Source organism: Kocuria sp. UBA5001, from assembly GCF_002398425.1.
Classification (GTDB): domain Bacteria; phylum Actinomycetota; class Actinomycetes; order Actinomycetales; family Micrococcaceae; genus Kocuria; species Kocuria salsicia.
In genome coordinates, this window is record NZ_DGYR01000011.1 from 1 (window position 1) to 20608 (window position 20608).

General features: G+C 70.5%; 17 protein-coding genes. 12 read left to right on the forward strand and 5 right to left on the reverse strand.

Annotated elements, in window-relative coordinates:
• Positions 1 to 333: 333 nt before the first annotated feature.
• Positions 334 to 1545: a dicarboxylate/amino acid:cation symporter gene (locus tag B3G12_RS07025; RefSeq protein ID WP_144942731.1), complete on the reverse strand. Its 1212-nt coding sequence runs from the start codon at positions 1543 to 1545 to the stop codon at positions 334 to 336.
• Positions 1546 to 1852: 307 nt separating this feature from the next.
• On the opposite strand from B3G12_RS07025, the gene B3G12_RS07030 reads away from it, so the two are divergent.
• From B3G12_RS07030 to B3G12_RS07080, 11 genes are all read left to right on the forward strand, one after another.
• The gene (locus B3G12_RS07030; RefSeq protein WP_186366729.1) at positions 1853 to 2632 is read left to right on the forward strand and encodes a hypothetical protein; all 780 of its coding nucleotides are present in this window, start codon (positions 1853 to 1855) and stop codon (positions 2630 to 2632) included.
• Positions 2629 to 3849 carry a hypothetical protein gene (locus tag B3G12_RS07035; protein WP_290499796.1) on the forward strand — a complete coding sequence of 407 codons (1221 nt, stop codon included), beginning with the start codon at positions 2629 to 2631 and terminating at the stop codon, positions 3847 to 3849. The genes B3G12_RS07030 and B3G12_RS07035 overlap by 4 nt, the downstream gene beginning before the upstream one ends.
• Positions 3842 to 4897 carry an HAD-IIA family hydrolase gene (locus B3G12_RS07040; RefSeq protein ID WP_414672732.1) on the forward strand — a complete coding sequence of 352 codons (1056 nt, stop codon included), beginning with the start codon at positions 3842 to 3844 and terminating at the stop codon, positions 4895 to 4897. The genes B3G12_RS07035 and B3G12_RS07040 overlap by 8 nt, the downstream gene beginning before the upstream one ends.
• Positions 4894 to 5283: a hypothetical protein gene (locus tag B3G12_RS07045; protein WP_290499798.1), complete on the forward strand. Its 390-nt coding sequence runs from the start codon at positions 4894 to 4896 to the stop codon at positions 5281 to 5283. Before B3G12_RS07040 ends, B3G12_RS07045 begins: the two co-directional genes overlap by 4 nt.
• A gap of 3 nt (positions 5284 to 5286) precedes the next feature.
• Positions 5287 to 6063 (forward strand): TlyA family RNA methyltransferase, encoded by a 777-nt coding sequence (locus B3G12_RS07050; RefSeq protein WP_290499799.1) that lies wholly within the window; start codon positions 5287 to 5289, stop codon positions 6061 to 6063.
• A 46-nt stretch (positions 6064 to 6109) separates the two neighbouring features.
• On the forward strand, positions 6110 to 7276 hold the full coding sequence (locus B3G12_RS07055; RefSeq protein ID WP_290499800.1) for an NAD kinase: 1167 nt from the start codon (positions 6110 to 6112) through the stop codon (positions 7274 to 7276).
• Positions 7273 to 8985 (forward strand): DNA repair protein RecN, encoded by a 1713-nt coding sequence (gene recN, locus B3G12_RS07060; RefSeq protein WP_290499801.1) that lies wholly within the window; start codon positions 7273 to 7275, stop codon positions 8983 to 8985. The genes B3G12_RS07055 and recN overlap by 4 nt, the downstream gene beginning before the upstream one ends.
• 43 nt (positions 8986 to 9028) lie before the next feature.
• Entirely contained in the window at positions 9029 to 10744 is a 1716-nt protein-coding gene (locus tag B3G12_RS07065; RefSeq protein ID WP_145010953.1) for a CTP synthase, read from the forward strand.
• 122 nt (positions 10745 to 10866) lie between these two features.
• Positions 10867 to 11523, forward strand: coding sequence for an NUDIX domain-containing protein (locus B3G12_RS07070; RefSeq protein WP_290499802.1), 657 nt, complete (start codon positions 10867 to 10869; stop codon positions 11521 to 11523).
• Positions 11520 to 12737, forward strand: coding sequence for a site-specific tyrosine recombinase XerD (locus tag B3G12_RS07075; RefSeq protein WP_290499803.1), 1218 nt, complete (start codon positions 11520 to 11522; stop codon positions 12735 to 12737). The genes B3G12_RS07070 and B3G12_RS07075 overlap by 4 nt, the downstream gene beginning before the upstream one ends.
• Positions 12738 to 12836: 99 nt before the next feature.
• Positions 12837 to 13832 carry a D-alanyl-D-alanine carboxypeptidase family protein gene (locus B3G12_RS07080; protein WP_290499804.1) on the forward strand — a complete coding sequence of 332 codons (996 nt, stop codon included), beginning with the start codon at positions 12837 to 12839 and terminating at the stop codon, positions 13830 to 13832.
• A gap of 196 nt (positions 13833 to 14028) precedes the next feature.
• On the opposite strand, the gene B3G12_RS07085 is transcribed toward B3G12_RS07080, so the two are convergent.
• The 4 genes from B3G12_RS07085 to B3G12_RS07100 form a co-directional block, all read right to left on the reverse strand.
• Positions 14029 to 15168: a bifunctional 2-methylcitrate synthase/citrate synthase gene (locus tag B3G12_RS07085; protein ID WP_290499805.1), complete on the reverse strand. Its 1140-nt coding sequence runs from the start codon at positions 15166 to 15168 to the stop codon at positions 14029 to 14031.
• Positions 15169 to 15248: 80 nt separating this feature from the next.
• Positions 15249 to 16160 (reverse strand): methylisocitrate lyase, encoded by a 912-nt coding sequence (gene prpB / locus B3G12_RS07090; RefSeq protein WP_145010944.1) that lies wholly within the window; start codon positions 16158 to 16160, stop codon positions 15249 to 15251.
• A gap of 2 nt (positions 16161 to 16162) precedes the next feature.
• Positions 16163 to 17695, reverse strand: a complete 1533-nt coding sequence (locus tag B3G12_RS07095) for an MmgE/PrpD family protein (RefSeq protein WP_290499806.1) — start codon at positions 17693 to 17695, stop codon at positions 16163 to 16165.
• Positions 17696 to 17753: 58 nt separating this feature from the next.
• Positions 17754 to 18413 (reverse strand): GntR family transcriptional regulator, encoded by a 660-nt coding sequence (locus tag B3G12_RS07100; RefSeq protein ID WP_144942742.1) that lies wholly within the window; start codon positions 18411 to 18413, stop codon positions 17754 to 17756.
• Between the two features lie 181 nt (positions 18414 to 18594).
• Here B3G12_RS07100 and B3G12_RS07105 point away from each other — a divergent pair, with 181 nt between their 5' ends.
• Complete coding sequence (locus B3G12_RS07105) at positions 18595 to 20514, forward strand: propionyl-CoA synthetase (protein WP_290499807.1); 1920 nt, start codon at positions 18595 to 18597, stop codon at positions 20512 to 20514.
• Positions 20515 to 20608: the final 94 nt, after the last annotated feature.

A 20608-nucleotide genomic window follows, 5' to 3' on the forward strand; every position in this document is an offset into this window, starting at 1 on the left:
CCCTTCATCATCCTCTGGGGGATTCCAGACGGTGAGGGCTCACGCCCCGCCGGCAGGTTCAGATGTCGCGCTGGGTGCGCCACCGGGGGCTGTAACCGGCGAGCCTTACGGGGCAGCTCATGGATATTGCCTCGAACCCACTGGCAGACACGTCTATGCCCAGGGTGAGCCATTGGCCTGCGCACGGGTCGGTTTACAGCCTCCTGATTGCTCTGGGCTGCTCAGATGCGGATCGCGCTGGGTGGGGATGGTTCCGGCTGAAGGCGTCGGGATGACTGTGGCGCGCCTGCCACGGGGGCCGGCGCGCCACGGGGCGAATTGCATGGCCTGATCTTATGCGGAGGTCTCTACCGGGGCGTTGCGCAGGGTGCCGTCCTTGACCCGCAGAACCCGGTCCATGACGGAGGCGATGGCACCGTCGCCGGTGACATTGCAAGCTGTCCCGAAGGAGTCGATGGCCACGTAGGTGGCGATCATCAGCCCCACGGCCGTCTCGTCGAAGCCGAGTGTGGACTGCAGGATGCCCACCGCGGCCATGATCGCGCCACCGGGAACGCCGGGTGCCGCCACCATGGTGACTCCCAGAAGGAAGATGAACCCGATGTACTGCCCCGTGCTGATGGGCATGCCGGAGATCGTCATGATGGCCAGTGAGAACAGGACAATCTTCATTGTGGACCCGGAGAGGTGGATGGTTGCGCACAGGGGAATGGTGAACCCTGCCACGCGGTCGTCCACACCGTTCTTCTTCGTGCACGCCAAGGTCACGGGAATGGTGGCGGCGGATGATGCGGTACCGAGCGCCGTCGCGTACGCGGGTGCCATGTTTTTGAGCATGACGAACGGGTTGCGACGGGCCACGAGGCCGGCCACGCAGTACTGGATGACCAGGATCACCATGGTCATGATGAACGCGAGGATGACCACCCGCAGGAACGTGGTGATGACGAGGACGATCTGCCCGTTCATCGTGAGGCTGAGGAACATGCCGAAGATGTAGACCGGCAGCAGGGGAATGATGACCTTCTCCACGACGCGCATCACGATGGTGCGCAGCTCGCTCAAGCCGTCGTGCAGCACGTTGCCCTTGATCAGGGTGATGCCCACGCCTAGGCAGAACGCGAGGACGAGTGCAGTCATGACGTCGAACACGGGCGGCATGGTGATCTCGAAGTATCCGGAGAGCGCGTGGTCCTCTGGATTCGCCAGGCCGTTGACCGTCCGTTCACCGCCGAGCAGCCACGGATAGGTGGATTTGGCGACCAGGAAAGCGAGCAGCCCCGCGAAGATCGTTGATCCGTAGGCAATGGCGGCTGTCACCGCGAGCCACTTGCCCGCACCGCGACCGAGGTCGGCGATGGCCGGGGTGACGAGTCCCACGATGATGAGGGGGATCAGGAAGCCGAGGAACTGGCTGAAGATGCCATTGAAGGTCGTGAAGACGCGGGCGAACCACTCGGGCAGGAACAGCCCGACCACGACACCCAGGACGATGGCCACGAGCACCCGCACCAGCAGGTTCTTGGAAAGGGATCTCAAATGCATGGTTCATTATCACTGGGATAGGTGCCTCGGGGGTCGCGATGTCGTGTGCGTGGCGTCGCACCCCGCGCGGCAGCGGCGCCGTCCTCACAGGGCACGGCTGGAACTGCCCAAGGTGCGTGGGGCAGTGGATGGGGAGGCATGACCTCCTGCTTTGCGCGGTACCCGGCATTGGGAGGGCCGCCCGCCGCGTTTGTAGAATGCTCAGCAGAGCAGTGGGCGTCGCAACAGGTCGAGGCCCGTCACAGTGTGGCCGCGGGCCACGGTAGGAGACACCCCTTGAGCGAATCGGATCAGCACGGCTCCCACGATGGCGACGACCGGCGGCGCGACAGTGGCAGGAACGGGCGCGGGTTCTCCCGCGATCGTCGTCGCAACGACGGCGCTCGTGACGGCCAGCGTCGCGGCGGCGGGTACCGGGGCGGTCGGCAGGACGGCGCGGGGCGCGGTCGGGACGACGCCCGCGGCGGGTACCGGGGCGAGGGAGAGCGGACCGATCGCGGTGGTGACCGGGATCGGGGCCGTCGTGAGGGCGGCGTCGGCGACCGCCGTGACGAGCGTCGTCGCGATGACCGCTCCGGTGGCTACCGCGAGGGCGGCAACCGTTCCCAGGGCGGCGGGTACCGGGGCCGCGATGAGCGCGGCGGACGTTCGGCGGACCGTGGATACGGCCGTGACGACCGTCGCAGTGGGCATGAGCGCCGTGACGACCGTGGGAGCCGTTCGGAGAACCGCAGTTTTGACCGGTCCGACCGTCGCGATGGAGGCGTCAGCGGTGGTGACCGCCGTGGTGGGTACGAGCGTCGTGATGGTCGTGGTGGCCGTCGCGAGGGCGGCTTCTCCGGTGGGAACCGCCGTGATGACCGCCGTCCGCGCACCGGTGACCGCAGCTACGGCCGTGATGATCGTCGCGGTGGCTTCACTCGTGACGATCGCCGGGATGACCGACGTGGCGGGGACCGGGTCCGCGACGACCGCCGCGGGGCAGCTCGCGGTGGTGATGGAGGGCGTTTCGAGCGCGAGGACCGTCGTCGCAGCCACGATGACGGCCAGCCCCGCTTCGTCGCACCGGACATCGACGCGGACGTGACCGGCCGCGAGATCGACCGCGTGACCCGTCACGAGCTCGACGCCCTCGAGCCGGGCAACGCCGAGCGCGTCTCCAAGCACCTGGTGATGGCGGCGCGCTACGTGGACGACGACCCCGAGTTCGCCCTCGAGCACGCCAACGCTGCGGTCCGCAAGGCCGGCCGGATTGGCGTCGTCCGCGAGACCGCGGGCATCGCCGCCTACGCCGCCGGAGACTACGCCCTGGCTCTCAAGGAGCTTCGCACGCACCGGCGCATCTCCGGCTCCCAGGAGCACCTGCCCATGATGGTTGATTGCCAGCGCGCCCTCGGCAGGGCGGACAAGGCCCTCGAAGAGGCCAGGTCCGGCGCCGCCGACTCCCTGGACGCGGAGGCCAAGGCCGAACTCGCCATGGTGGTCTCCGGCATCCACGCCGACGCCGGCGACCACGCCGCGGCGCTCACGGCCCTGGAGATCCCGCAGCTCGACAAGAACCGCGGCTTCTCCTACAGCCCCAAGCTCTTCCGCGCCTACGCGGACGCCCTGCGCGCGGTGGGCCGGGACTCGGAGTCGATGTCCTGGGAGCGCCAGGCCATCGTTGCCGAGGCCGCCCTCGGCATGGGCCAGTTCTCCGAGCCGGAGATCGTGGACCTCGGCGACGACCTGGACGAGGACGAAGCCGAACGCACCGTGCGCGAGGCACAGAGGCGGCACAGCGTCGGAGGGGTCGAGGACTCCACCAGGGGCGAGCGCGATGACGACGGCTCTGAGCGCGCTGACCGTTCTGAGCGCGAGGACCGGACCGGGCACCGCGACGTCGACGGCGAGGGGCACGACGGCGCGGCGGACCACCGCGCCGAGGGCCCGGTGTCCGTGGCCGCTGCGGCCGAGGACGGGCTCGAAGTGGAGCCAGGCTCCAGAGATCTGACCACCAACGATCCGGACAGCTACCGCGGGGATGGCGACAGCGAACACACCACTGCCGCTTCGCTTCACGGCGGTGCGGGAGCCGCGTCCATCGACGGACCCGGTGACGACGAGCCCTCGGGCGACGAGCTGGGTGAGGACGAACTCGGGCGCGGCGAGTCTGGTGACGAGGACCTGGAGGGTGAGTTCGGCGAGGTGCCGGCCGACGGCGCCTACGGGTACGCGTCGGGGAGCGGGGCCGGTGCGGGCGAGCTCGACCGCGGCCCCGTCGAAGGCGATGCGCTCGACGGCCGCGGTGCGAGCAATGAGTAAGACGCCGCGCGCCGGGAGAACCTCAGTGACTGATCGAGCCGGAGCGGATCAGGACCGCCCCCTCGTGGAGCGGTTCGACGCACTGCTGTGCGATCTGGACGGCGTGGTCTACGCGGGCCCCCACGCGATCGACGGGGCCCCCGAGTCGTTGCACCGCGCCCGTGAGAGCGGGTGCGCGGTCATGTACGTGACAAACAACGCGTCCCGCCCGCCCGCGGCTGTGGCCGAGCACATCACCTCGCTCGGTGCGCCCACCACGGCCGAGGACGTGGTGACCTCCGCGCAGGCCGCCGCCGCGCTGCTAGCAGACCGCCTCGCGCCGTCCGCTCGCGTGCTGGTCACGGGGGCGACGGCGCTCGCGGAGGAGATCTGCGCCGTCGGGCTCGTGCCGGTGCGCACCCAGGGGGAGGAACCCCACGCCGTCGTGCAGGGCTTCGACCCGCACCTGGGGTGGGAGGAGCTCGCCGAAGCGTCGTTCACCCTCGCGGACGACTCCGTGCTGTGGTGCGCGACCAACACGGACCGCACGATCCCGCGGGAGCGAGGCATTGCTCCGGGCAACGGGACCCTGGTGGCCGCGGTGGCAGAGGCGACCGGGCGGGAGCCTCTCGTCGCGGGCAAGCCAGAGGCGCCAATCTTCCGGGAGGCGGCTGGACGTGTGGGTGCTGCGCGACCCGCGGTGGTCGGCGACCGGCTGGACACGGACATCCTGGGCGCGCACAACGCGGAGATGGAGAGCATCGAGGTCCTCACGGGAGTGGACGGACCTGCCAGCACGATCGCCGCGCCCCCCGCGCAGCGGCCCACCTATCTTCTCGGCACCCTGAGGGAACTCTTCGAGCCGTACCCCTCCGTGGCGGTGGAACGCCGGGCAGGGCGGGTGAGCGCACGCTGCCGCGAGGCGGGTGCGGACGTTGCGAACGGCGTCGTGGTCGTGACCGCGCCGCGGGACGACCTCGACGGCTGGCGCGCTGCGTGTGCCGCCTGGTGGGCCGAGAACCCGCACGAGGCGGCCGAGCCCGCCGTCCAGTGGCAGGACCCCGCGTGAGCGAGGAGCGTGCGGAGCTGTCCGGCACGGATCTGCCCGGCACCGGGCCGGGGGACGCGCGGCTGCCGACCACGGATCTGCCGACCACGGATCTGCCGACCCCTGAGCTTAGGGACCCGGAGCAAAGTGCCACGGAGCCGCCGCGCACAGGCCTGGAGCCCGTGGACCGGGTGCTGGCCCGTGAGGTGGAGATCGGCGAGCTTCCCGTGACCCAGCGCGCGGCCGCCTACGCGGCCCTGCACGCCGAGCTCGAGCGGATTCTGGAGGAGCGTCCCGGGCACGTGCCCTCGGGGCTGACCAGTGGCGCCGGGGGCTCCGTCGGCCCGGGCCAGCAGCGCGGTCCGGGCAAGAGTGGCGCCAACGAGCGCGCCCGGTCGGCACGGTAGCCGGTGGTGCCACGTCTCGACCGTGAGGTGACGGAGCGCGGCCTCGCCCGGTCCAGGACGGTCGCCGCGGTCCGGATCAAGGAGGGCCGTGTCAGGGTCAACGGCGCCGTGGCCGTGAAGCCGTCGGCGGTGGTGGGTCCGGAGGACGAGATCACGCTGGACGCGTCCGCCGGAGACGAGTACGTGAGCCGCGCCGGGCACAAGCTCGTGGGTGCGCTGGAGCGCTTTGCGGACGTAGACCCCGCCGGGCTGCGCTGCCTGGACGCCGGTGCTTCCACCGGCGGGTTCACGGACGTCCTGCTGCGCCGTGGTGCGCGGGAGGTGCTCGCCGTGGACGTGGGCCACGACCAGCTGGTTCCGCAGCTGCGCGAGGACCCACGGGTGCGCGTGTTCGAGGGGCTCAATGTCCGCTACCTCGACCCGGCGCAGATCGGGGGACCGGCGGATCTCACGGTCTGCGACCTCTCGTTCATCTCCCTCACCCTGGTGCTGCCGGCCCTCGCGGGCGCTACACGGGCCGGCGGGGACCTGCTGCTCATGGTGAAGCCGCAGTTCGAGGTGGGCGTCCACAACCTCTCCCGCACCGGCGTCGTGACCTCCGAGGCCGCGCGGGAGGCGTCCGTGCGGCGCGTGACGGCGTGCGCCGAGGACACGGGGCTGGATGTCCTCGGCACAGCCCCGAGCCCGCTGCCGGGGCAGGACGGCAACGTGGAGTTCTTCGTGCACTGCAGACGTCCTGGCGCACGGAGCGCGTCGGAGAGCTCGCGTAGTCTTGGCTGAGTCAGCCCACCGTGGGACCCGACCGCAGGAGGATGGACCCCCACTCGTGACCCGCAAAATCCTGGTGATGACCCACACGGGCCGCTCCGAGGCCAAGGACGCCGCCCGCCAGTCCTGCGAGCAGCTCTACGCCGCGGGGCTCGTGCCCGTCCTCTCGCGCCCGGACGTCGAGGCCCTGCGCGCGGACGGCTTCCGTCTGCCCCCGGTGGAGATCCTCGAGGAGGACCTCGCCCTGCGTGAGATCGAGATCGTCATGGTCCTGGGCGGAGACGGCTCCATCCTGCGGGCCGCCGAGCTGGTCCGCGGCGTGGACACGCCCCTGCTGGGGGTGAACCTGGGTCACGTGGGGTTCCTGGCGGAGTCGGAGCGTTCGGGGCTCAGCGAGACGGTCGAAGCGATCGTGGACGGGCGCTACACCGTGGAGCGCCGCATGGCACTGGACGTGACGGTGTGGGAGCACCGGCGCAAGGTGCTGCACACGTGGGCCCTCAACGAGGCCTCCGTGGAGAAGGGCGACCGCGAGAAGATGATCGAGGTGGTCACGGAGGTGGACCGCCGGCCGCTGTCCACGTTCGGCTGCGACGGCGTGGTGATGGCCACTCCCACGGGATCCACCGCCTACGCGTTCTCCGCGGGCGGGCCCGTGGTCTGGCCGGAGGTCGAGGCCCTGCTCATGGTGCCGCTGTCCGCCCACGCACTGTTCTCCCGTCCCCTGGTGATCTCGCCGCGGTCCATGATTGCCGTGGAAGTGCTCACCCGCACGGACGCCCGGGGCGTGCTGTGGTGCGACGGTCGCCGCACCGCGGATCTCCCGCCGGGTTCCCGCATCGAGGTGCGCCGCTCGGAGAAGTCCGTGAACCTTGCCCGCATACACGCCACGCCGTTCTCCGAACGGCTCGTGAGGAAGTTCGAGCTTCCCATCGCGGGCTGGCGGGGGCCCATGCCGAGCGAGCAGGGCGAGGCCATGACCACCGCACTGCCGCTGGTGCAGCCGACCATGAAGGTGGTCCCGCAGGACGAGCACCAGCCCAAGCTCACAGTGGGTCGGGAGATCCCGCACCACGGCGACGACCGGGACCACCCGGAGACCTCGCACACACCCGCTGCAGAAACGCCAGTGCCGGGTGCGAGCACCCCGCAGGACGCCGCCGACGGCGCCTCGGACGGCGGCGGCGCGGCAGCCACCGGACACCGTGAGGAGCCTCGTCCGTGATCGAGGAAATCCACATCCACGACCTCGGTGTCATCACCGACGCCGTGCTGCCCCTGGGGCCTGGGCTCTCCGTGCTCTCCGGCGAGACCGGCGCGGGCAAGACCATGGTGGTCACCGCGCTCGGAATGCTGCTGGGCAACCGGGCGGACGCCGGTGCCGTGCGCTCCGGCAGCGCCAAGGCCCTCGCGGAGGCCACGGTCCGGGTCCCCGCGGAGCACCCGGCAGTGGGTCTCGTTGAGGAATCTGGTGGAACCGTGGACCACGAGGACGTGGGCCGTGCGCAGGAGGGACTCGTGCTGCTGTCCCGGACGGTCTCCGCCGAGGGCCGCAGCCGCGCCCACGTGGGTGGCCGTGCGGCCCCCGTGGGCACGCTCGGCGCCGTGGGGGAGACCCTCGTGGCGGTGCACGGTCAGTCGGACCAGCTGCGCCTGAAGTCCCCGGTTGCCCAGCGCAAGTCCCTGGACGACTATGCGGGCCCTCCCATCGCCCACGAGCTCGGGCTGTACCGGGAGAAGCTCGCCCGCTACCGCAGCGTCGTCGCCACTCTGCGCGCGGCCAAGGAGAACTCCCGCGAGCGGGCCCTGCAGGCGCAGAGCCTGACCACCGCACTCGCCGAGATCGATGCGGTGGAGCCTGTCCCGGGCGAGGACGCCCAGCTGGACGCGGAGAGCGAGAAGCTCACGAACCTCGAGGCTCTGCGCAGTGCGGCCCTGACCGCCCACACCGCTCTGAGCGGATCAGACGACGACGCCGCCGCGGGCGCGAACGCCGTCGCCATGCTGTCCCAGGCCCAGCAGGCCCTGGAGAACGAGGCGGACGCGGACCCGGACCTCGCCGCACTCGCCGTGAGGGTGCGGGAACTGACCGTGGTCGCCGCGGACGTCGCCGCGGACCTCTCCGGGTACGGGAGCGGGCTGGATGAGGACGGCCCGGCCCGCCTCGCGGAGGTCGAGGCCCGGCGCAGCGCGCTGCGCCGGCTGACCAAGAAGTACGGCGCCACGATCGACGAGGTCCTCGCGTGGGCGGACGACGCCAGGGCCAGCCTCGAGAAGCTCGTCGTGGACCCGCACCGGGAGGAAGAGCTGCGTGCCGAGGGGGAGGCGCTGCGCGCGGGGCTCGAGGAGCACGCCGCCACCCTGCTGTCCCTGCGCCGGGCCGCCGCAAAACGGCTCGCGGCCGCGGTGAGCGAGGAGCTCACGGCCCTGGCCATGCCCAACGCGACGCTCGTGGTGGCTGTGGAGCCCGCCGAGCGCTTCACCGACGACGGCCGGGACAGCATCGAGTTCATGCTCGCACCTCACGCCGGCGCGACGCCCCGCCCGCTCGGGAAGGGGGCCTCCGGTGGTGAGCTCTCGCGCATCATGCTCGCGCTGGAGGTGGTGCTCTCCGAGGTGGACCCCGTGCCCACGTTCGTCTTCGACGAGGTGGACTCCGGCGTGGGCGGCAAGGCCGCGGTGGAGATCGGTCGCCGACTGAAGATGCTCGCCCGCAACGTGCAGGTGCTGGTGGTCACGCACCTCCCGCAGGTGGCCGCCTTCGCGGACCAGCACGTGCTGGTCACCAAGTCAGCCGACTCCAGTGTCTCGGACGTGAAGGTCCTCACGCACGAGGAGCGGGTGGTCGAGCTGGCCCGGATGCTCGCCGGCCACGAGGACTCCGACGCCGCCCGCGAACACGCCCGCGAGCTCCTGCGGGGCGCCACCGCATAAGGTTCCGCACGCCCCAACTCTCCGCAACCCCCACTAGACACGAATGGTAGGCTCGAAATCCGTGGTGAATGCTCAGGACGCCGCCCACGAGGCAGGCATAGAAAAGAACAACGGCAAGGTGACCCGGCAGATCTTCGTCACGGGGGGCGTGGCATCGTCCCTCGGTAAGGGTCTCACCGCGTCCTCACTCGGAATGCTCCTGCGGGCACGTGGACTCTCCGTGACCATGCAGAAGCTGGACCCCTATCTCAATGTGGACCCGGGCACCATGAACCCGTTCCAGCACGGCGAGGTCTTCGTGACCGACGACGGCGCGGAGACGGACCTCGACATCGGGCACTACGAGCGCTTTCTCGACGAGAACCTCGACGCCTCCGCGAACGTGACCACGGGCCAGGTCTACTCCACCGTGATCGCCAAGGAGCGCCGCGGCGAGTACCTCGGGGACACCGTGCAGGTGATCCCGCACATCACGGACGAGCTCAAGCGCCGGATGCGCCGCCGCGCGGAGGACGAGAACGCCCCGGACATCATCATCACCGAGATCGGTGGCACGGTCGGTGACATCGAGTCCCAGCCGTTCATCGAGGCGGCCCGCCAGGTCCGCCAGGACGTGGGGCGGCGCAACGTCTTCTATCTGCACGTCTCCCTGATTCCGTTCATCGGCCCCTCTGGCGAGCTGAAGACCAAGCCCACCCAGCACTCCGTGGCCACGCTGCGCGGTCTGGGCATCCAGCCGGACGCCCTCGTGCTGCGCTGCGACCGGGACGTGCCCGACGCCATGCTGCGCAAGATCGGCAGCGCCTGCGACGTGGATCTGGACGCGGTGATCTCCTGCCCGGATGCCCCCAGCATCTACGACATCCCGAACACCCTGCACAGCCAGGGCCTGGACACTTACATCCTGGACTACCTGGGTCTGGACTACCGGGATGCCGACCTGCGGCAGTGGTCCCGGCTGCTCACTGCAGTGCACGAGCCGGACCACCAGGTGAGCGTGGCGCTCGTGGGCAAGTACATCGACCTCCCGGATGCCTACCTCTCGGTGTCCGAGGCGCTGCGCGCGGGCGGGTTCGCCAACAACGCGAAGGTCAGCATCAAGTGGGTGGCCTCGGACCTCTGCGACACCCCCGAGGGGGCCCAGCGCGAGCTCGGCGACGTGGACGCGGTGCTGGTCCCGGGAGGCTTCGGTATCCGTGGCCTCGAGGGCAAGCTGGGCGCGCTGCAGTGGGCCCGCGAGCACAAGGTGCCCACCCTGGGGCTGTGCCTCGGGCTGCAGTGCATGGTCATCGAGTATGCGCGGGACGTCGTTGGCCTGCCCAATGCGTCCTCCACCGAGTTCGACCCCGACACGGACACCCCTGTGGTCGCGACCATGGAGGAGCAGAAGCGGTTCGTCGAGGGCGCCGGGGACCTGGGCGGCACGATGCGTCTGGGACTGTACCCGGCCGCGCTCGCCGAGGGCTCCGTGGTGGCCGAGACCTACGGCGCCACCGAGGTCTCCGAGCGGCACCGGCACCGATACGAGGTCAACAACGCGTACCGCGAGGCGCTCACGGGAGCCGGCCTGCGGATCTCGGGAACCTCTCCGGAGGGCACCCTGGTGGAGTTCGTGGAGCTGCCGCGCGAGGAGCACCCGTACTACGTGGCCACGCAGGCCCACCCGGAGCTGGCATCCCGCCCGACCCGCCCGCACCCGCTGTTCGACGGTCTGGTGAAGGCCGCACTGGAGCGCCGCGGGGTGCAGACGGCCTCGTGACGTGGGGCGGGTGCGGTGTTCCGCACCCGCCCTTCCGCGTGCGTCCACGCCGCACCTCGTCGGGCGCCGCACCTCTGCGCCGCGGACCGTCCTGTCCCGTCCCCTTCCCGAACGGAGTCACCGTGGAATTCACCTCCATCACCGCCGACCAGCTGCGGGACCGCCCGGATCCGCGACCGGTGGACGCGTCCGAGACTGTGCTGGACGGCGCCATCTGGAACGTGCGGCGTGAGACCTTCCGCATGGCGGGCCAGGAGAAGCCCCTGGTCCGGGAGTTCATCACGCACCCGGGTGCTGTCTCGATCGTCGCCCTCGATGAGCAGGACCGCATCCTGCTCATCAACCAGTACCGCCACCCGGTGGGCATGCGCATGTGGGAGATCCCGGCTGGTCTGCTCGACGTCGACGGCGAGCCCGCCGTCGAGGCCGCCCGGCGGGAGCTGGGCGAGGAGGCTGACCTCGTGGCCGAGCAGTGGGACGCGCTCGTGGACTTCGACAACTCCCCGGGGTCCTCCGCCGAGGCCAACCGCATCTTCCTCGCCCGAGGTCTTTCCGAGGTTCCCGCGGCGGAGCGCTTCGCCCGCGAGGGTGAGGAGGCGGAGATCGTGGCAGGCTTCGCGGACCTCGACGACGCCGTGGACGCGGTGCTCGCCGGCCGGCTCGCCTCCCCGGCGGCGGCCCTCGGCATCATGGCCGCGCACGCTGCCAAGGCCCGCGGCTGGCGCACGCTGCGCCCCGCCGACGCCGCCTGGCCCGCCCATCCCGAGCTCGCGGTGTGAGCGCGGAGCGGTTTTCGGCGGACGGGCCGATCACGGAGCCCCTGCCCGTCATCCCAGAGGCGCTCGTGCAGAACGAGCGCTCGAGGGATGCCCTCCCGCCCGACGCCACCACGGACGCACCGTCCGACCAGGACCATGACCAGGACCCGGAGCTGGGCCAGGACCTGAACCGCGACCAGGAGCAGGATCCGGATCCGGATCGGGACACTTCCGCGGCGGAGTCTCCGCAGGCGGGCCGGCGCGCTTCCGGCTCCAACCCGGCACCGGCGGAGGACCCCGCGCCCGAGCTGCGCCGCGCTGTCGAGAGGTACCTGGATCACCTGGTGGTGGAACGCGGGCTGGCGGAGAACACTCTGGCGGCATACCGCCGGGACCTCGCCCGCTACCAGCACCACCTCACCACCCGCGCTGCGGAGATTCGCGTTCCGCGGGACATCACCACCGACCACGTCAGGGCGTTCCTTCGGGTGCTGCGCGAGGGCGAGGAGGGCCACCCGCCCCTGTCCGCCCGCAGCAGCGCGCGGGTGCTGGCCGCGGTGCGGGGAGCACACGCGTTCTGGGCCACCGAGTCCACGGTGGACTCAGACGTCGCCTCCCGCGTGAGCCCGCCCGTGCCGGGCCGCAGGCTGCCGAAGGCGATCGGGATCACCGAAGTAGAGAACCTGTTGGCCGCGCCGGATCCCGAGACGCCCGCGGGGCTGCGCGCCCGGGCGTTCCTGGAACTGCTCTACGCCACGGGAGCCCGCATCTCCGAGGCCGTGGACCTGGACGTGGACGACCTCGCCGGCCTTCGTGACGAGGAGCTCGCACTGATCCGGGTCCACGGCAAGGGCGACAAGCAGCGGCTCGTGCCCGTGGGGTCCTTCGCCGTGGACGCACTCCAGCGCTACCTGGTGCGGGCCCGCCCCGAACTCTCCCGCAAGGGCCAGGGGTCCCCGGCCGTTTTCCTCAACGCGCGAGGATCGCGGATCTCACGGCAGACCGCCTGGAACATGGTCAAGGACGCCGCCCGCACGATCCACCGGGAAGAGGGCATCACCCCTCACACGCTGCGCCACTCGTTCGCCACGCACCTGCTGGAGGGCGGTGCGGACCTGAGGGTCGTGCAGGAGCTGCTCGGTCACGCATCGCTGGTCACCACGCAGATCTACACCCGCGTCTCGGTGGAGTCGCTGCGCGAGGTGTACGCGACATCGCACCCGCGCGCCCGCTGAGCCGGACCCGCCCCGGGCGTGTGCGTGCAGCTTCGTCACCCGGTGTGCTCGTGGAGCGCCGCACTTCCCCGGTGTGAACCACGGAGTACCGTGAGGAGCATGCGAACACTCTCCCGCCTGTCGCACGCCCTGCTCACCGCGCTGCTGGCCGGGGGACTGCTCGCGGCCGGGGCGTCGCCCGTCTCCGCCGTGTCCGGGACCGGCATCGGGATCGATCGGGAGTACCGTGCGCTGCCTGATCCCGGTGCCTGGCTCGGCGACCCCGTCTCTGCGGAGCGCTGCGGGCTGCGCGACGACGGGTGCTACCGGCAGTACCAGAAGGGCACCATCCACTGGTCGCCCACCACGGGGGCCCGAGCGCAGCGCGGAGGCATCCTGGCCCGCTGGCGCGCGGAGGGCTCCGAGCACGGCACCCTCGGGTACCCCGTGAGCCGGGAGGCGTGCGGGAAGAACGGGTGCGAGGTGCGCTACCAGCGCGGACGCATCACCTGGACCGCCACGGCCGGTGCCGTGGTGCACCGGGACGTGGACGCGGCCTCGAGCGCGTCGGTGGTCGTCAACAAGAAGCGCCCGCTGTCCCCGCGCAGGTACGTGCCGTCCCCGCTGCGCGCCGTGGGCGGGGGAGTCCAGCTGCGCGACGACGCGGCAACTGCCTACCAGCGCATGAGCCGTGCGGCCACCGCGCAGAGCGTCCCGCTGGTGGCGCAGAGCGGGTACCGGGACTACGCGACGCAGGACTCGCTCTACCGCGGGTACACCGCCTCCTACGGGCAGGCGATCGCAGATTCCCTCTCCGCGCGGCCGGGCTACTCCGAGCACCAGACGGGCCTCGCCGTGGACGTCGCCACGCCCACCGGCGCCTGCACTCTGCTCGCGTGCTTCTCGGCCACGCCGCAGGGCCGGTGGATCGCGGCCCACGCCCACGAGTACGGATTCATCGTGCGCTACCCGCAGGGCCAGACACCCACCACCGGCTACGCCTACGAGCCGTGGCACCTGCGCTACGTGGGGACCGTCACCGCGAAGAGCGTCAAGAAGAGCGGGCGGGCGAACCTCGAGGCGTACCTCGAGCTCCCGGCAGCTCCGACCTACTGAGCCGCCGGGCGAGGGCGCGGCGCTGTGCCGCGCGCCCGGTGCGATTCGGAGAGGCGGGCCCCACGGAGGACGACGATGCCCCGCGTGCGGCGCAGGCGCGGTGGCGCCGGGGAGTCAGAAGGCGCAGGGGGCCGCAGCACGAACGACGCCGTGCCCCGCAGAAGGCGGGGCACGGCGTCGTGGTCGGATTCGCGGGTCAGTTCAGGTGGCGCTCGTCCGGGCCGTTGTAGGCGGACAGTGGGCGGATCAGCGAGTTGTTGGCGCGCTGCTCCATGATGTGGGCGCTCCACCCGACGATCCGAGCGCACACGAAGATGGGCGTGAACGTGGGAATGTCGAAACCCATGAGCCAGTAGGTGGGCCCGGCGGGGTAGTCCAGGTTGGGCTTGATGGACTTGGCCTCGTCCATGGACTTCGCCAGACCGCTGTAGAGTCCCAGGATCTCCTGGCGGTCGTAGTAGTCCAGCATGCGGAACAGAGCGTCCTGCATGGTTGGCACACGGGAGTCACCGTGCTTGTAGACCCGGTGGCCGAAGCCCATGACCTTCTTCTTCTCGGCCAGGGCCTGGTCCATCCACTCCTTGGCGCGCTTCTCGGCCTCCTCAGCGGTCTCCTCCTTGCGGATGCCGAGCTCCTCGAAGGTGTGCATGACGGCCTCGTTGGCGCCGCCGTGCAACGGGCCCTTGAGGGCGCCGATCGCGCCGGTGACTGCGGAGTGCAGGTCCGAGAGCGTGGAGGTGATCACGCGCGCCGTGAAGGTCGAGGCGTTGAAGGAGTGCTCCGCGTACAGGATGATCGACACGCGGAACGCGTCCACCACCTCGGGCGCGGCCTCCTCGCCGAAGGCCATCCAGAGGAAGTTCTGTGCGTAGTCGAGGTCCTCGCGGGGCTCCACGGGCTCCTGGCCGTGCCGGCGCCGCTGGTCGTAGCAGACCACGGCCGGCATGACCGCGAACAGCTCCTGGGCCTTGGCCAGCTCGGCCTCGGGGGAGTTGTCCTCCGCGAGCGGGTGCTGCGCGCCGATCACGGACGCGGCGGTGCGGCACACGTCCATGGGGTGGCACGTGGTGGGCAGCTCGTCGATCACGCGCCGCAGCTCTGGCGTGAGGGCGCGGTGGGTGTGCTCGAAGTCCTGGAAGGCACGAAGCTGCTCCGCGGACGGCAGCTCACCGTTCCACAGCAGCAGGGCGACCTCCTCCGCGGAGCAGTTCTGGGCGAGCTCCTGCACGGGGTAGCCCCGGTAGAGCAGGGAGTTGGTCTCGGCATTGACCTTGGACACGGCGGTGGCGTCCGCCACGACGCCTGCGAGGCCCTTGCGGATTTCGGTGTCAGCCACGGTTGATCTCCTTCGACAGCAGTGGACAGAAAAGTACGTGGTTCCCACCCCACCACATCGGGCGGGGTGGGAACAGCAGGTCACGCGTTCGGGGAGCCGGGCACCTCGAAGTTGAAGACCCCGGAGTCGAACTGGTTGTACCCCGTGTAGTCCACGAGTTCGTACAGCCGCTTGCGGGTGAGCATGGTGTCCACCTGCGCCTGCTGCGTGCCGTCCTCGCGGATGGTGGTGAGCAGGCGCTCCATCGCACCCATGGCCTGGCGCTCCAGGGACACGGGGTAGATGACCATGGACACCCCGGCGTCCTGCAGCTGCTGCGTGGTGAACAGCTCGGACTTGCCGAACTCGGTCATGTTCGCGAGCACGGGCACGTCCAGTGCGGAGGCCATGCGCTCGAACTCGGAGAGGTCCGCCATGGCCTCGGGGAAGATCACGTCCGCGCCGGCGTCCGCCAGCGCCTTCGCCCGGTTCACGGCGGCGTCGAACCCTTCCACCCCGCGGATGTCGGTGCGCGCCATGATCACGAAGTTCGGATCGCGGCGGGCCGCGACGGCGGCGAGGATGCGCTGGGTGGCGGTGGCGGTGTCCACCACGTTCTTGCCGTCCAGGTGCCCGCAGCGCTTCGGGTTGAACTGGTCCTCGATGTGGCAGCCGGCCAGGCCGGCGTCCTCGAGCTCCTGCACGGTGCGGGCCACGTTCATGGGCTCGCCGAAGCCGGTGTCCGCGTCCACGAGGCACGGCAGGTCCGTGCTGCGGGCGATCTGTCCGGCCCGGGTGGCCACCTCCGTGAGCGTGGTCAGCCCGATGTCCGGCAGGCCGAGCTCGTTGGCCAGGACACCGCCGGAGATGTAGACGCCCTCGAAGCCCTGCTCCTGGATGAGCTTGGTGGACAGCGGGGTGAACGCGCCGGGGAACTGGGAGATCTGCGGGTCGGCCAGCAGCTCCCGGAAGCGCTCGCGCTTCTGCGCGGGGGTCACGGTGGTGTACAGCATGATCAGAAGATTCCCTTCGGCGACGTCTCCAGCTCCACGGCCGCGGCGATGTTCAGCTGGCCCAGCTCGCCGGCCTTCAGCTCGGGCAGCCGCTGGACGGTGTCGAGGAAGCGCTCGATCTCCTCGGGGGCCACCAGGCCCTCAGCCAGGGTGCGGAATTTGGTGATGTACTGCTCACGGGCGAACGGGCGGGCTCCCAGCGGGTGAGCGTCCGCCACGGCGATCTGGTCCGTGATGACCGAGCCGTCCGTCAGGGTGATCTCCACCGATCCTCCGAATGCCTTCTCGGAGATGTCCAGCGAGTGGTAGCGGCGGGTCCACTCGGGATCCTCCTGCGTGGTCACCTTGTGCCACAGCTCCACGGTGTCCGGGCGGGCGGCCCGCTCCGGGGCGTAGGAGTCCACGTGGTGCCACGCACCGTCCTGAAGGGCGACCGTGAAGATGTAGGGGATCGAGTGGTCCAGGGTCTCGCGCGAGGCCGTGGGGTCGTACTTCTGGGGGTCGTTCGCCCCGGAGCCGATCACGTAGTGCGTGTGGTGCGAGGTCTTGATGAGCACGGACGCCACGTTCGCCGGGTCCGCGAGCTCGGGGTGCTCGCGGTGCAGCTTGCGGGCGAGGTCGATCCACGCCTGGGCCTGGTACTCCGCGGAGTGCTCCTTGGTGTAGGTGTCCAGGATGGCGCGCTTGGTTTCACCCGGCGCGGGCAGGGCCACCTCGTAGCGGGCCTCCGGACCGGAAAGCAACCACGCGATCACGCCGTCCTCACCCTCGTAGATGGGGGTGGGGGAGGTCTGTCCGCGCATTGCGCGGTCCACAGCCTCCACGGCCATCTTCCCGGCAAACGCGGGGGCGTGAGCCTTCCACGTGGAGATCTCGCCCTTGCGGGACTGGCGGGTCTGGGTGGTGGTGTGCAGCGCCTGGCCGATCGCCTGGAAGACGGTCTCGGTGTCCAGGCCCAGCAGGGCGCCGATGCCTGCGGACGCGGAGGGGCCGATGTGCGCGATGTGGTCGATCTTGTGCTCGTGCAGGCAGATGCCCTTGACGAGGTCCACCTGGATCTCGTAACCGGCGGCGATCCCACGGATAAGGTCCTCGCCGGTGCTGCCCACGTGCTGGGCCACCGCCAGGATGGGCGGAATGTTGTCACCGGGGTGGGAGTACTCGGCGGAGAGGAACGTGTCGTGGTAGTCCAGCTCGCGCACGGCCACGCCGTTGGCCCAGGCCGCCCACTCGGGGGACACAGCGGCGTCGTTCTCCGGAGCCCCGTAGAGCAGCGCCCCCTGCCCCGTGAAGCCGCCGCCCGGGACCACCCGGTGGCACAGCGCCTGGGAGCGGGCGGAGACGATGGGCCCGCGGTTCAGGGACGCGATGGCCACGGAGGCGTTGTCGATGATGCGGTTGACCACCATTTCCACGACCTCGGGTGCCACGGCCACGGGGTCCGTGGCCACGGCGGCGAGCTTGTGGGCGAGCTGCTCCTCGCGGGGCAGCTCCTCCTTGGACGAGTACGTGCGCACGGTGTGTGTGACGGTCACGGGCGTTCCTTTCGGGGCGGGAGTTCTCGGGTTCTCGAGCGGCCGGTCGCGGCCGGGTTCAGGAGGCCACCGGGCTGACCGGGGCGAGTTCGGGGGTGCGCAGGGCGTTGCCCAGCGCGTTCTTCAGGTGCACGCGGGTGGTGGCCACGGCGAGCGCGGGGTCCCCCTCAGCGATGGATCGGGCGATGGCCTCGTGCTCGGCGGCCGCGATCGCGAGGCGCCGGGGGTTGGAGGTGGACAGTCGACGGACCCTGGCGAGGTGCAGCCGCACGTTGGCGAGGGCCTGCTGCAGGTACGGGTTGCCGGCCGCGTGGTCGATCTCGGCGTCCATGCGGTCCACGAGCTCGTAGTAGGCGGGGTGGTCCGGGTCGTCGGAGAGGGCCTCCGCGGCGTGCGAGAGCTCCTCGGCCAGGGCGCGGAAGGTGTCCCTGTCGCCGCGCTGCGCGGCGAGCTCTGCGGCGCGGCAGTCCAGGCTGTCCCGCAGCTCGTAGAGCGCGCGGACGTCCCCGGCGGAGATGGCGCTGACGACGACGCCACGGCCGTTGTGGGGCTCGGTCAGCCCGTCCGCGGTGAGACGGGAGAGCGCTTCGCGCACTGGAGTGCGGGAGATGCCGAGACGTTCGGATAGGTCCACCTCGCCGAGCACCTGACCCGGGGTCAGCCGCCAGGACACGATGTCCGCCCGCAGCTCGCGGTACGCGCGCTCACCAGCTCGCATGGCTCCTCCTGACGTGTGGAAACACCCTCACTGTATACATCCGCGTGTCTCGAACCAAGCATTATGGAAGATTGACACGAAATTTCCCGTCTTTTGTATACACAACCCTTGTTTGCATGTGATCCATGACACTACGCTGTCACTACGCCGAAGCCCGCCCGCACCACACCCGGAGGAAGCCATGACGCCGAGCACCTACGAATCCGTCTACCGCGCGAGTGTGGAGAACCCCGAGCAGTTCTGGCTCGACGCCGCCCGGGCCGTGGACTGGGTCAAGGCCCCCACACGGGTGCTGGACGACTCCGCCGCGCCCATCTACCGCTGGTTCCCGGACGGGGAGCTGAACACGTGCTTCAACGCGGTGGACAGGCACGTGGCCGCGGGCCACGGGGAGCGCACCGCGCTGATCTACGACTCCGCCGTGCTCAACGTGCAAGAGCACATCACCTACGCGCAGCTGCAGGATCGCGTGGCGCGCTTCGCCGGCGCGCTCGCCGCGCAGGGGGTGGGGAAGGGGGACCGCGTGCTTCTGTACATGCCGATGATTGCCGAGTCCGTGATCGCGATGCTCGCGTCCGCGCGGATCGGGGCGGTGCACTCCGTGGTCTTCGGCGGCTTCGCGCCCCGTGAGCTCGCGAGCCGCATCGACGACTCGCAGCCGGTGGTGATCGTGACGGCCTCCGGTGGTGTGGAGCCCAAGCGGCGGATCGAGTACCTGCCCGCGATCGAAGAGGCGCTGCAGCTCAGCGAGCACGCGCCGTTGGCGGTGCTGGTCCACGAGCGTGACGGCTTCGAGACCACGGTGGCCGGGGCCCGCGAGAGGGCGACGGCATCCGCCGGTCCCTCGTGGCTCTCCTGGACCGAGGCGCAGGACGGGGTGACCCCGGCCGAGCCCGTGGTGGTCAAGGCCACCGACCCCCTCTACATCCTCTACACGTCCGGGACCACGGGGAAGCCCAAGGGCGTGGTGCGGGACAACGGCGGCCACGCGGTGGCGCTGACCTGGTCCATGGCGAACATCTACGGCATCGGCGCCGGGGACGTGATGTGGACCGCCTCGGACGTCGGATGGGTGGTGGGGCACTCGTACATCGTCTACGGACCGCTGCTGGCCGGGGCCACCACCGTGGTCTACGAGGGCAAGCCCGTGGGCACCCCGGACGCCGGGGCGTTCTGGAAGCGCGTGGCCGAGCACGGGGTGAAGGTGCTGTTCACCGCACCCACTGCCCTGCGTGCGATTCGCAAGGCGGACCCGGAGGGTGAATTCGTCCGGCAGTACGACATCTCCTCCCTGAGGGCGCTGTTCGTCGCGGGGGAGCGGCTGGACCCGGAAACCTACCACTGGGCCGCCCGGGTTCTGGCCGTCCCCGTGGTGGACCACTGGTGGCAGACCGAGACCGGGTGGGCCATCTGTGCCAACCCGTTCGGGATCGAGCGGCTGCCCATCGTTCCCGGCTCGCCCACGGTGCCGGTGCCCGGGTTCCACGTGGAGATCCTCGATCCCGTCGGCGAGCCCCTGGGGCCCGGGGAGGAGGGCAACATCGCGGTGCGGCTGCCGCTTCCCCCGGGCACGCTCGCGACCCTGTGGGGCAACGACGAACGCTTCGTCTCCTCCTACCTCTCTGCCTTCCCGGGCTACTACGCCACCGGGGACTCCGGGTACATCGACGAGAACGGCTACGTGTTCGTGATGGGCCGCACCGACGACGTCATCAACGTCTCGGGCCACCGCCTGTCCACGGGGCAGATGGAGCAGATCGTCGCCACCCACCCGGACGTGGCCGAGTGCGCGGTGATCGGCGTGAACGACCCGCTCAAGGGTCAACGACCCTCCGGGTACGTGGTGCTCAAGACCGGTGCCCGGATCACGCAGGAGCAGCTGCGTGAGGAGCTCGTGAAAATGGTGCGCTCGCAGATCGGGCCGGTCGCGGACTTCAAGGACGTGGCCGTGGTCGAGGCCCTGCCCAAGACGCGATCCGGGAAGATCCTGCGCAAGACCATGCGGCAGATGGCGGACGGCGAGACCTACGTGGTGCCCTCCACCATCGAGGACCACTCCGTGCTTGAGGCGCTGAAGGCCGTGCTCGCGTCGAAACGCTGACCTGTTCGGGGGACGGCGGGAACCCCGGATAGGGTGAGCTCCGTCATGCACACGTGGGCGTGAGCACACGGGGCCGGCACCCCGGGAGCCCGCC